This is a genomic window from Aquabacterium lacunae (assembly GCF_004310865.1).
Taxonomy (GTDB): domain Bacteria; phylum Pseudomonadota; class Gammaproteobacteria; order Burkholderiales; family Burkholderiaceae_C; genus Aquabacterium; species Aquabacterium lacunae.
Map to the genome: position 1 here is coordinate 252,814 of NZ_SIXI01000001.1, position 12,111 is coordinate 264,924.

General features: G+C 67.0%; 11 protein-coding genes. 5 read left to right on the plus strand and 6 right to left on the minus strand.

Annotation, left to right across the window (positions count from 1 at the left end):
• Positions 1 to 51 precede the first annotated feature (51 nt).
• Positions 52 to 543: a 2-C-methyl-D-erythritol 2,4-cyclodiphosphate synthase gene (ispF, locus tag EYS42_RS01165; protein WP_130966033.1), complete on the minus strand. Its 492-nt coding sequence runs from the start codon at positions 541 to 543 to the stop codon at positions 52 to 54.
• Between the two features lie 329 nt (positions 544 to 872).
• Between ispF and EYS42_RS01170 the strand changes: the two genes are divergently transcribed.
• The 3 genes from EYS42_RS01170 (at position 873) to EYS42_RS01180 (ending at position 3,429) form a co-directional block, all read left to right on the plus strand.
• Positions 873 to 2,075 carry an ammonium transporter gene (locus tag EYS42_RS01170; protein WP_130966034.1) on the plus strand — a complete coding sequence of 401 codons (1,203 nt, stop codon included), beginning with the start codon at positions 873 to 875 and terminating at the stop codon, positions 2,073 to 2,075.
• Positions 2,076 to 2,226: 151 nt separating this feature from the next.
• On the plus strand, positions 2,227 to 2,577 hold the full coding sequence (locus EYS42_RS01175; RefSeq protein WP_130966035.1) for a type II toxin-antitoxin system Phd/YefM family antitoxin: 351 nt from the start codon (positions 2,227 to 2,229) through the stop codon (positions 2,575 to 2,577).
• A 129-nt stretch (positions 2,578 to 2,706) separates the two neighbouring features.
• On the plus strand, positions 2,707 to 3,429 hold the full coding sequence (locus tag EYS42_RS01180) for an ATPase (protein ID WP_130966036.1): 723 nt from the start codon (positions 2,707 to 2,709) through the stop codon (positions 3,427 to 3,429).
• Here the strand turns inward: EYS42_RS01180 and ispD are convergent.
• Positions 3,395 to 4,141 (minus strand): 2-C-methyl-D-erythritol 4-phosphate cytidylyltransferase, encoded by a 747-nt coding sequence (gene ispD, locus EYS42_RS01185; protein WP_130966037.1) that lies wholly within the window; start codon positions 4,139 to 4,141, stop codon positions 3,395 to 3,397. The two genes, EYS42_RS01180 and ispD, sit on opposite strands and share 35 nt — an antisense overlap.
• 138 nt (positions 4,142 to 4,279) lie before the next feature.
• Here ispD and mfd point away from each other — a divergent pair, with 138 nt between their 5' ends.
• Entirely contained in the window at positions 4,280 to 7,780 is a 3,501-nt protein-coding gene (gene mfd / locus EYS42_RS01190; RefSeq protein ID WP_425358850.1) for a transcription-repair coupling factor, read from the plus strand.
• 2 nt (positions 7,781 to 7,782) lie between these two features.
• Here mfd and EYS42_RS01195 read toward each other — a convergent pair whose 3' ends face one another.
• From EYS42_RS01195 to EYS42_RS01205, 3 genes are read right to left on the minus strand one after another with little or no spacing between them, the layout of a single operon-like run.
• Positions 7,783 to 8,124 (minus strand): TfoX/Sxy family protein, encoded by a 342-nt coding sequence (locus EYS42_RS01195; protein WP_130966038.1) that lies wholly within the window; start codon positions 8,122 to 8,124, stop codon positions 7,783 to 7,785.
• A gap of 28 nt (positions 8,125 to 8,152) precedes the next feature.
• Entirely contained in the window at positions 8,153 to 9,871 is a 1,719-nt protein-coding gene (locus tag EYS42_RS01200) for an NAD(P)/FAD-dependent oxidoreductase (RefSeq protein WP_130966039.1), read from the minus strand.
• 40 nt (positions 9,872 to 9,911) lie between these two features.
• Complete coding sequence (locus EYS42_RS01205) at positions 9,912 to 10,802, minus strand: LysR family transcriptional regulator (RefSeq protein WP_130966040.1); 891 nt, start codon at positions 10,800 to 10,802, stop codon at positions 9,912 to 9,914.
• Positions 10,803 to 10,916: 114 nt separating this feature from the next.
• On the opposite strand from EYS42_RS01205, the gene EYS42_RS01210 reads away from it, so the two are divergent.
• The gene (locus tag EYS42_RS01210; protein WP_130966041.1) at positions 10,917 to 11,600 is read left to right on the plus strand and encodes a Bax inhibitor-1/YccA family protein; all 684 of its coding nucleotides are present in this window, start codon (positions 10,917 to 10,919) and stop codon (positions 11,598 to 11,600) included.
• 121 nt (positions 11,601 to 11,721) lie between these two features.
• Here EYS42_RS01210 and EYS42_RS01215 read toward each other — a convergent pair whose 3' ends face one another.
• Positions 11,722 to 12,093 carry a hypothetical protein gene (locus tag EYS42_RS01215; RefSeq protein WP_130966042.1) on the minus strand — a complete coding sequence of 124 codons (372 nt, stop codon included), beginning with the start codon at positions 12,091 to 12,093 and terminating at the stop codon, positions 11,722 to 11,724.
• Between the last annotated feature and the right edge of the window lie 18 nt (positions 12,094 to 12,111).

Below are 12,111 nucleotides of genomic sequence, written 5' to 3' on the forward strand. Positions count from 1 at the left end.
GCACCACCGCTGTGCATGACGCCGGGTTGCAATGCGTGACCTGGCCCCGCCTCAGGCGCGAGCGGCCAGCAGGCACACGGCCCGGGTTTCGATGGATCGCCCCTCACCCACCGGGCCCATTTTCTCGGCCGTTTTGGCCTTGACGTTCACCTGGCCTGGCTGCACGCCCAGGGCCTCGGCGATGCGGGCCACCATGGCGCCGATGTGGGGCGCCATCTTGGGCGCCTGCGCCACGATGGTGGCGTCCAGGTTCACCAGTTGCCAGCCAGCCGCCTGCACACGGCGGTAGGCCTCCTGCAGCAGCACGACCGAATCGGCGCCCTTGAATTGCGGGTCGGTGTCGGGGAAGTGCCGGCCAATGTCACCCAGGGCAGCAGCCCCCAACAGCGCATCGGTGATGGCGTGCAGCAAGGCATCGGCGTCGGAATGGCCCAGCAGCCCATGGGTGTGCGGGATGGTGATGCCACCCAGCACAAGGGGGCGTCCGTTGACGAGGGCGTGGGTGTCCCACCCTTCGCCGATTCGCAGTGCAGGCAGATTCATGGGCTGTGGTGGCCTGGGCCACGGTTGGCAGCGGCAAAACGCCATTGTTGCACCGCCGACAACCCTGCTCGACCTGGCCCGCCTCATCCGTGCGATGGCCTCAACGCCGACTGGTAGCCGCCAATTGCACCATCAAGGTGCAATCATGGCGCATGAAGACTGGATACGCACCGAAACAAGGCAACAAGCACCGGGCAACTTGACCGAACAGCGCATCTTGCGCACGATTTTCAGGCACAAACATTGCTTTATTCTGGTGCGCACCGACCCAATAGAGGGCAACAGCCCCACGCCGGTGCGGATTCTGTTCTTTTCACTGGAAGTCAACGATGGAACAACTCAAACAAGGCGCAGACGCGCTTTTCATTCTTCTGGGCGCCGTGATGGTCCTGGCGATGCACGCGGGCTTCGCCTTCCTCGAACTCGGCACGGTTCGGCACAAAAACCAGGTCAATGCCCTGGTCAAGATCCTGGTGGACTTCTGCGTGTCGACCATTGCGTACTTCTTCGTGGGCTACACCATTGCCTACGGCGTTGACTTCTATGCAGGCGCCGGCACCCTGGCGCAGAACAACGGCTACGCGCTGGTCAAGTTCTTCTTCCTGCTGACCTTTGCTGCTGCCATCCCGGCCATCATTTCGGGCGGCATTGCCGAGCGCGCCAAGTTCGGCCCGCAACTGGCGGCCACTGCCGTGATCGTGGGCGTGTTCTACCCCCTGTGCGAAGGCGCCATCTGGGCCAACAAGTTCGGCATCGCCGACTGGCTGGCGGCCGTGGGCGGCGCGCCCATGCACGACTTTGCCGGCTCGGTGGTGGTGCATGCCTTCGGTGGCTGGATCGCGCTGCCGGCCGTGCTGATCCTGGGTGCGCGTCGCAACCGCTACCGCAAGAACGGTGAAATGTCAGCCCACCCGCCGTCGAGCATCCCCTTCCTGGCCCTGGGTTCCTGGATCCTGGCCGTGGGCTGGTTCGGCTTCAACGTGATGAGCGCCCAGACCATCGACAAGATCTCGGGCCTGGTGGCCGTGAACTCGCTGATGGCCCTGGTGGGCGGCACCCTGGTGGCCGTGCTGATGGGCAAGAACGACCCTGGCTTTGCCTACAACGGCCCCCTGGCCGGTCTGGTGGCCGTGTGCGCGGGCTCCGACATCTTCCACCCGGCCGGCGCGCTGGCCGTGGGTGCCATTGCTGGCGGCATCTTCGTGATCATGTTCACCCTGGTGCAGAACAAGTGGAAGATCGACGACGTGCTGGGCGTCTGGCCGCTGCACGGCCTGTGTGGCGCCTGGGGCGGCATTGCAGCCGGCATCTTCGGCATGGAATCACTGGGCGGCGCTGGCGGCGTGAGCCTGCTGACCCAGACCGTGGGCACCCTGGTGGTGGTGGGCTTTGCGCTGGTCACCGGCTTCCTGGTGTATGGCGTGCTGAACAAGGTGATGGGCCTGCGCCTGTCGCAAGAGGAAGAGTTCGAAGGCGCCGACCTGTCGATCCACCGCATCAAGGCCACCCCGGAGCACGAAACTTCGTGGTGAGGCCTGGGGCTGCCTGCCCTCAGGCGGCACCCTCCCCTGCACGCAACCCGGCTTCGGCCGGGTTTTTTCATGCCCAGACGCACCGAAGCCACTGGACATTTTGGCCAAAATAGCTAACATAACCACACAGTGCATCCCCGAAAGGCGAACCATGTCGGCCCTGACCCTGCGCAACCCCCGTGGCGACCACAGCCCCGTGCCTGAGTTTTCAGCCACCGAGGCCAAAAACAGCTTCGGCAAGGTGCTGGACACCGCCATCAGCCAGGGCATGGCCACCATCACCAAACGGGACCGCCCAGCGGCCGTGGTGCTGTCGATGGACGCTTACCAGGCCTTGCTGGCCGGCCAGGCCCAACCGCTGCAGCACCTGAGCCAGGAGTTCGACGCCCTGCTGTTGCAGATGCAGGCGGGCAGCAGCCGCCAGGGTGCACTGGACGCCTTCGATGCCTCGCCCCAGGCGATGGGACAAGCGGCCCTGAACGCCGCACAAGCCTTGCGCTGAGCCGCGCCCTGCCACCGCCACCTGCGGCCTTGGATGCCGCCAGGCAGCACACACCGTTGACACCCCCACACGCCTCAGGCGCCACTGCGCACTGGGGCCGATGCACAACCATTGCCCAGGAGCCCCCACGTGGCCAGCCCCACCCCACCCCGCCTCTTCGTGCTGGCTGGCACCAACGGTGCCGGCAAGAGCAGCATTGGTGGCGCCACCCTGCGCGCGCATGGCGCCGCCTACTTCAACCCCGACGAGGCCGCGGCCCGCATCCGCCAGGCCCAGCCGCACCTCAGCACCACGCAAGCCAACAGCGCCGCCTGGCACGAAGGCAAGCGCCTGCTGCAGCGGGCTGTGGCCGAGCGCCTGGACTACAACTTCGAGACCACCCTGGGTGGCCGCAGCTTCGCGCGCCTGCTGCGTGAGGCAGCTGAGGCCGGCTTCGAGGTGCGCGTGTGGTACGTGGGCCTGGCCAGCCCCGAACACCACCTGGCCCGAGTGCGGGCGCGGGTGGCCAAGGGCGGGCACGACATCCCCGAGGCCGACATCCGCCGCCGCTTCGACCAGAGCCGCCTGCAGTTGATCGCCCTGCTGCCCTGGCTCACCGAACTCAAGGTGTTCGACAACAGCCCGGAGGCCGACCCGCACCAGGGCCAGGCCCCACGGCCGCAGTTGCTGCTCCACTGGCAAGGCGCAGGCCATGGCCAGGGCGGGCAAGTGCGCGTGCCCGCCACGCCGCAGGCGCTGCTGGCCACACCAGAATGGGCCAAGCCCCTGGTGATGGCCGCCATGCGGGCCACCCTGGGCCCCTCGGCCAGCGAAGAACTCAGCGCGGGTGCAACAGGCGCTCGGCCAGGCTGAAGTCGCCGGGCCAGGTCACCTTGAAGTTTTCGTAAGCGCCTGGCACCAGCCTGGGCTGGTGCCCGATGCGCTCGATGGCGCTGGCTTCGTCGGTGATCTGCGCGGCCGTTTCCGGGTCAGACAAGGCCTGCAACAGCGCCGGGCGCAGCAGGCCAAGGCGGAACATCTGCGGCGTCTGGGCCGCCCACTTGCCGGAACGGTCCACCGTGGCCCGCACGCGGAGGCCTGCGTCGTCGGCCACCGCATCTTTCAGGGTGTCGGCCAGCGGCAGGGCCAGCAAGCCACCCACCTCGTCGTCTTCGCAGGCGGCAATCAAAGCCTGCACATGCGCGGGCTGCAGCAAGCAGCGGGCCGCATCGTGCACCAGCACCCAGTCGTGGGCACCCACGCCCCGCTCCATCAGTTCGTTCAGGCCATTGAGCACACTCTCGGCCCGTGTGGCGCCGCCCACCCGGGCCACCCAGCCACGCTCACTTTCAAAGCCTGGCACGTGCTGCTCGAACTGGGTGTCGGTGGGCGACAGCACCACCAGCGTGGCCTCCAGCTCGGGCACGCGCTGCAGGCTGCTCAGGGTGTGGGCCACCACGGCCTGGCCGGCCACCGGGTGGTATTGCTTGGGGCCACCCACACCGGCACGCTCGCCCACCCCTGCACAGGGCACCAGGGCGAAACAACGGGGCTTGAACTCGGGGTGGACAATGGCAAATGACATGGACGGCATTGTGGCGCATGGCCCGCTGGCTGGGCTTGAACTCGACTGGCTGCCTACAATCAGGCTTCTGCGTGGCTGTCCACGCGACCCTTCACGCCCGTTTCTTCACGGAAACGGGCGCTTTGTCATTGTTGCGCCATGCTGCCTGCCCTGTCCCTGCCGTCCATCGCTCCTGGCAAACGCTACACCCTGCCCCGCCCGCTGGGCGCGGCCGACGCCCTGCTGCTGGGCCAGTACGCGCTGGCCCGCAAGGCCCAGCAGCAGCTCACGGCCATCGTCACGGCCGACCCGGCCGACGCCCAACGCCTGGTCGACGAAATGGCGTTTTTCGCGCCGGGCCTGCGCTGCGCCGTGTTCCCCGACTGGGAAACGCTGCCCTACGACACGTTTTCGCCCCACCAGGATCTGATCTCCGAGCGGCTGGCCACGCTGTGGCGCGTGCAGCAAGGCGTGAAGGGCGAAGGCGACACCGGGGTCGACGTGGTGCTGCTGCCGGCCACCACGGCCCTGACCCGCATGGCGCCACCCGCCTTCCTGGCGGCCTACACCTTCCACTTCAAGCAAAAGCAGAAGCTGGACGAGGCCGCGCTGAAGGCCCAGCTCACGCTGGCGGGCTACAACCACGTCAGCCAGGTGGTCTCGCCCGGTGAATACGCCGTGCGCGGTGGCCTGATCGACCTCTACCCCATGGGCTCGCCCGTGCCCTACCGGGTGGACCTGTTCGGCGACGAGGTCGATTCCATCCGCACCTTCGACCCCGACAGCCAGCGCAGCCTCTACCCCGTGCCCGAGGTGCGACTGCTGCCCGGCCGCGAGTTCCCGATGGACGAGGCCGCACGCGGCGCCTTCCGCAACCGATGGCGCGAACGCATCGAGGGCGACCCGACCAAGTCGCGCATCTACAAGGACATCGGCAACGGCGTGGCCACGGCCGGCATCGAGTACTACCTGCCGCTGTTCTTCGACGAGACCGCCACCATCTTCCAGCACCTGGGCGAGCAGGCGGCCGTGGTGCTGCATGGCGATGTGGACGAGGCCCTGCGCCGCTTCTGGACCGAAACGCGCGAGCGCCACCGCTTCCTGCAGCACGACCCCGAACGCCCGCTGCTGCCCCCGGAAGACATCTACCTGAAGGTGGAAGACTTCTTCACCCTGGCCAATGTGCACCCGGTGCTGGCCATCAAGGGCAACGAGCCCTGCGAATGGGCCCGCCCCCTGCCCGACCTGGCCAGCGAACGCGGCGCGCAAGAGCCCCTGCGCAAGCTGCAAAGCCACCTGCAGGCCCTTCGCAGCAGCGGCACCCGCGCCCTGGTGGTGGCCGAAAGCGCCGGCCGCCGCGAAAGCCTGCTGGAGCTGCTGCGCGACCACCAGATCGACGTGCCCTCGGTCGATTCGCTGCAGGCCTTTGCCGACAGCGACCACGCCCTGGCCATGGTGGTGGCGCCCTTGTCGGCTGGCTTTGTGTGGCTGGATGCGGGTGCGTCGGCTGGCACGAAACCCGGCATCGAGTTCATCACCGAAACCGAGCTGTTCGACGCCAGCCCCACCACCCGCCGCCGCAAGAAGAACGAGCAGGCCACCGACGTCGATTCGCTCATCAAGGACCTGAGCGAGCTGAACGTGGGCGACCCGGTGGTGCACAGCAACCACGGCATCGGCCGCTACCAGGGCCTGATCAACCTCGACCTGGGTGATGGCCCCTCCGAGTTCCTGCACCTGGAGTACGCCGACAAGGCCACGCTGTACGTGCCCGTGAGCCAGCTGCACCTGATCAGCCGCTACACCGGCGTGAGCCCGGAAGAAGCGCCGCTGCACAAGCTGGGCTCGCCCCAATGGGACAAGGCCAAGCGCAAGGCCGCCGAACAGGTGCGCGACACCGCTGCCGAGCTGCTGAACCTGTACGCACGCCGCGCCGCACGCGAGGGCTTTGCCTTCCGCTTCTCGGCGCAAGACTACGAAGCCTTTGCCACCAGCTTCGGCTTTGAGGAAACGGCCGACCAGCGCGCGGCCATCCACGCCGTGATCCAGGACATGATCAGCCCACGCCCGATGGACCGGCTGGTGTGCGGCGACGTGGGCTTCGGCAAGACCGAGGTGGCCCTGCGCGCCATGTTCGTGGCCGTGACCGGCGGCAAGCAGGTGGTGCTGCTGGCGCCCACCACGCTGCTGGCCGAGCAGCATTACCAGAACATCGTCGACCGCTTTGCACAGTGGCCCGTGAAGGTGGCCGAGATGTCGCGCTTCCGCTCGGCCAAGGAAATCAAGGCCGCCATGCAGGGCCTGGAAGACGGCACCATCGACATCGTCATCGGCACGCACAAGTTGCTGAGCGATTCGGTGAAGTTCAAGCGCCTGGGCCTGCTGATCATCGACGAAGAACACCGCTTTGGTGTGCGCCACAAAGAGGCCATCAAGGCCATGCGTGCCGACATCGACGTGCTCACGCTCACGGCCACCCCCATCCCCCGCACACTGGGTATGGCCATGGAAGGCCTGCGTGATCTGTCGGTGATCGCCACTGCGCCGCAACGCCGCCTGGCCATCAAGACCTTCGTGCGCAGTGAAAGCAGCAACGTGATCCGCGAGGCCGTGCTGCGCGAGCTCAAGCGCGGCGGGCAGGTCTACTTCCTGCACAACGAGGTCGACACCATCGAGAACCGGCGCGACAAGTTGCAGGAGCTGATCCCCGAGGCGCGCATTGGCGTGGCCCACGGTCAGATGCCCGAGCGCGAGCTGGAACGCGTCATGCGTGATTTCGTGGCCCAGCGCCACAACATCCTGCTGTGCTCGACCATCATCGAAACCGGCATCGACGTGCCGAGCGCCAACACCATCATCATGAGCCGCGCCGACAAATTCGGCCTGGCGCAGTTGCACCAGTTGCGCGGCCGTGTGGGCCGCAGCCACCACCAGGCCTATGCCTACCTGCTGGTGCCCGATGTGGAAGGCCTGACCAAGCAGGCCCAGCAGCGCCTGGACGCCATCCAGAGCATGGAAGAGCTGGGCTCGGGCTTTTACCTGGCCATGCACGACCTGGAGATCCGCGGGGCCGGCGAGGTGCTGGGCGACAGCCAGAGCGGCAACATGATGGAGGTGGGCTTCCAGCTGTACAACGACATGCTGGCCGAAGCCGTGCGCAGCCTGAAAAAGGGCAAGGAGCCCGACCTGCTGTCACCGCTGGGCATGTTCGGCAGCAACACCGACATCAACCTGCACGCCCCGGCCCTGCTGCCCGATGCCTACTGCGGCGATGTGCATGTGCGCCTGAGCCTGTACAAGCGCCTGGCCACGGCCGACTCGCTCGACAAGATCGAGAAGATGCTGGAAGAGATCGTGGACCGCTTCGGCAAGCTGCCCGCACAGGCGCAGACCCTGTTCGACACGCACAAGCTGCGCGTGATGTCACGCCCCTATGGCGTGATCAAGGTCGATGCGGCCCCGGGCATCATCAACGTGCACTTCCGGCCCAACCCGCCAGTCGACCCCATGCGCATCATCGAACTGGTGCAGAAGAACCGCCACATCAAGCTGGCAGGCAACGACAAGCTGCGCATCGAGAAGGCCTTGACTGACCCGAAGGACCGCGCGCAGTTCGTGCGCGATCTGCTACGGCAACTGGGGCAGCCGCTGGCGCAGTGATTTCAGCGGCGGCGCGCGGGCGCACGCAAGGCCGCTGCCAGGCCCTCACAGGCCCACTGCACGGCAGCTTCGGGCTGGTCAAGCGCCTCGGGCGGCACCTCGTGGTAGGCCACTTGCACGCGGCGCCCCTTGGCCTCGTAGGTGAACGGAGGCAGGCCCGCGGCCTCGAACAGCGCCCGGTTGTGGGCATCGGCTTTCACGTACAGCCGGTCGTCCACGATGAGCGCGAACATGCGCCCTTGCAGGGAAAGGCCATGCCCACCGAACATGGCCCGGGCCTGCACAGGGCCCAGGCCGTCCAGCAGGTCCAGCACATGGGCCACGAAAGCAGGCGTCGAGGCCATGGGCTGCACTGATCTGCCCTGAAGGCTGTCAGCCCTTGAACTCGGGCGGTGCGCCCTTGGCCTGGGCAACGGGTGGCACGCCCAACATGGATGCGCCCACGGCCTCGGCCACTTCGATGCCATCGACCCCGGCCGACATGATGCCGCCGGCATAACCCGCGCCTTCACCGGCGGGGTACAGGCCTTGCACGTTCAGGCTCTGGTAGTCACGCCCCCGGGTGATGCGCAGCGGTGACGAGGTGCGCGTTTCCACGCCGGTCAGCACGGCATCGGGCATGGAGAAGCCCTTGATCTGCTTTTCGAAGGCGGGCAGCGCTTCGCGGATGGCGTCCAGGCAGTAATCGGGCAGGCTGCCGCGGCCCGGCTCGGCCAGGTCGACCAGGTTCACGCCCGGCTTGTACGAGGGCATGACCGAGCCGAAGTCGCTGCTGCGCTGGCGCTTGACGAAGTCGCCCACCAGCGAACCGGGTGCGATGTAGCCGCCACCGCCCAGCTCGTAGGCGCGGCTTTCCCAGATGCGCTGGAAGGCCATGCCATCGAGCGGGCTGACCGGCCCTTCGGTCTGGCCGTCCTGGCGGTAGTCTTGCGGCGAAATCGCCACCACGATGCCGGCGTTGGCGTTGCGCTCGTTGCGCGAATACTGGCTCATGCCGTTGGTGACCACGCGGTTCGGCTCGGAGGTGGCCGCCACCACGGTGCCACCGGGGCACATGCAGAAGCTGTACACCGCGCGGCCGTTGCTGGCGTGGTGCACCAGCTTGTAGTCGGCCGCGCCCAGGATTTCGTGGCCTGCGTTGGGGCCGAAGCGTGCGCGGTCGATGATGCTTTGCGGGTGTTCGATGCGGTAGCCGATGGAAAACGGCTTGGCCTCCATGTACACGCCGCGGCCATGCAGCATGGTGAAGGTGTCGCGGGCGCTGTGGCCCAGGGCCAGCACCACATGGTCGGTGCGCAGTTCGATGCGCTGGCCCAGGAACTCGGCCACCACCCCGCGCACATGGCGCTGGTCGCCCTCGCCTTCGATCAGCACATCGGTCACATGGTGCTGGAATCGGATCTCGCCGCCCAGTGCCTCGATGTCCTCGCGGATCTTCTCGACCATGCTGACCAGGCGGAAGGTGCCGATGTGCGGCTTGCTGACGAACAGGATCTCTTCGGGCGCACCGGCCTTGACGAACTCGGTCAGCACCTTGCGCGTGAGGTGTCGCGGGTCGGAGATCTGGCTGTAGAGCTTGCCGTCAGAGAAGGTGCCGGCACCGCCCTCGCCGAACTGCACGTTCGACTCGGGGTTGAGTTGCTGCTTGCGCCACAGGCCCCAGGTGTCTTTGGTGCGTTCGCGCACCTGCTTGCCGCGCTCCAGCACGATGGGGCGCAGGCCCATCTGCGCCAGGATCAGCGCCGCGAAGATGCCGCAGGGGCCAAAGCCGATCACCACCGGTCGCTTGTCCTGGGGGAAACCGGCCGGCGCGTGGCCCACGAACTTGTAGGACGTGTCGGGCGTGACGCGGATCTGGTGGTCGCCCTGAAAACGGGCCAGCAAGGCCGATTCCAGGGCCTCGGTGGCCAGCTCGCAGTCGATGGTGTAGCTGAGGATGATGTTCGTCTTCTTGCGGGCGTCGTAGCCACGGCGGAAGACATGGAAGCTTTTCAGGTCTGCGTCCTGGATGCCCAGGCGTTGCACCACAGCGGGGCGCAGCTCGCCTTCGGCATGGTTCAGGGGCAGGCGCAGTTCGGTGATTCGGAGCATGGGCGTGATTATCAGGGCCCCACGCTGCTTCCATGCGGGTTCAAGGGCGCGGCAGAAGGCGCTGCACCAGGGGGTGCATGACCTTCTTCTCGGTGCCCACGGCATAGAACGGGTCTTCCACCCCGTTGCAGGGCCCGATCAGCTGCACCCCGTAGCGTTGACTGAGTTGCTCCCCCACCCACAAGGCCGCCGGGAACACGCCGAGCCCCTCGCCGCCGAAGGTGGCCATCAGGGCGCTGTCCTGGATCTCGCCGACCACCCGGGGTCGCACGCCCTGGCGCTCGAACCAGGCGTCCAGGCGCAGCCGCAAGGTGGCATGCTGGGTGGGCAGCAGCACCGGCAGGTCGGCCAGCACTTTGGGAAACCCGCCAGGCAGTCGAGCGGCCTGCTCGGCCAGTGCAGGCACACCGAACCAGCCCACGGGTGATGCGCCCAGGGCATGGCTGTACACCTTCAGGTTCGGGTTGGGTGACGGTGCCCGGTCGGTCAGCACCACGTCGAGCCTGTGCAGGGCCAACTCGGCCAGCAACTCTTCGACGCGGCCCTCATGGCACAACAGCCGCAACTGCGGCGTGCCCAGCACACTGCCCAGCAAGCGGTGCACCACCAGCTTGGGCAAGCTGTCAGAGATGCCCACGGCCAGCCGCACCCCGGGGGCCGAGGCGGTGCTGCGCACCACATCGGGCAACTGGTCGCCCAGCTGGAAGATCTGCTCGGCCTGCCGGAAGGCGGCCTGGCCGGCCTCGGTGAGCGCCAGCCCACGCCCGGCCGGCTTGAGCAAGGCGCAACCCAGCGATTTCTCCAGCTCATGCACCTGCGCCGACACGGTCTGCACGGCCATGCCCAGGCGCTCTGCGGCGCGGGCCATGCCGCCTTCCTTGGCAACGACCCAGAAGTAGTACAGGTGGCGGTAGCTGAATTCGAGGCTCATGATCAGTTTTTTGCTGAATTTCCTTCAGCAAGTTTCTGCTTTTTCTTGTCGCTTGTGAAGCTTAACCTTCAAGGCATGCGGCTTTGTCCGCGTTTGTTCCTGAAAGGAATTGCCATGAGTGACACCCGACTCCTGACTGCTCGCCACGGCGACGTGGTCGATGTGCTGCCCGCCGAAGGCGCGCGGGTGCTGCGCAACACACACGCCCTGCTGGCCGCCACCTTGCTGGTCAGCGCCGGCACCGCAGCCGCCAGTGCCGCTTACCAGCTGCCAGCCGCTGGCCTGATCGTGACCCTGGTGGGCTTCTATGGCCTGCTGTTCGCCATCCACAAGCTGCAGCGCAGCGCCTGGTCGATCGGCCTGGTGTTCGTGCTGACCGCCTTCATGGGCTACACGCTGGGCCCCCTGCTCGGCAAGGTCGCAGCCCTGCCCGGTGGCTCGCAAACCATCGCGCTGGCCCTGGGCGCCACGGGTCTGAGCTTCCTGGCCACGTCGGCCTACGCCGTGACCACGCGGCGCGACCTGAGCTTCATGGGCGGCATGCTGATGGTGGGCATGATCGTGGCCCTGGTGGCAGGCATCGCGGGCATCTTCCTGCAGATCCCCGCCCTGTCGCTGACGGTGTCGGCCATGGTGGCCCTGCTGTCGGCCGGCCTGATCATGTACGAGACCAACCAGATCGTGCGGGGCGGCCAGACCAACTACGTGCTGGCCACCGTGAACCTGTACGTGTCGATCTTCAACCTGTTCACCAGCCTGCTGAGCCTGCTGGGCTTCAGCAGCAGCTCCAACGACTGAGCATGAGCAGCCCACGAATCTGAACCCCGGGTGGGGTGACGAGCCCGCCTCCTTTTGGTTGGACGGAGGAGGCGGTTTTGACAGGGTGCCCTCGGGCACCCTTTTTTCATGGCAGGTCGGGTCAGTCGTCTGACGGAAACGCACCGAGGAAGGCCTGGGCAAAGCCGTCGTGCCCGGTGAGCGTGAGGGTGGCCGTGTGGCGCGGCTGGCCGGGCGCGCCCAGCTCGGCCTCCAGGCTGCCGGTGCGCTCGTTGAAGCGCAGGGCCCAGGCCGAGGCCACTTCGTGCACCCCCTGCAGCTCGTAGTCCCAGTCACCGCCCTCGTCGAGCGGGCCACGCTCACCGCGGAACTGCCGATGGGCCCACTGCAGCACCTGGGCCACTTCGGCTTGCACCTGAGGCCAGTGCCCTGGGCCCACGCTGGCCATGGCTTCGAAGGTGTGCACGCCTTCGGTGTCTTCGCTGTGGTCGAACAGCAGGTAGTTCAGCGGCATGGCGGCAGACTTTCAGCG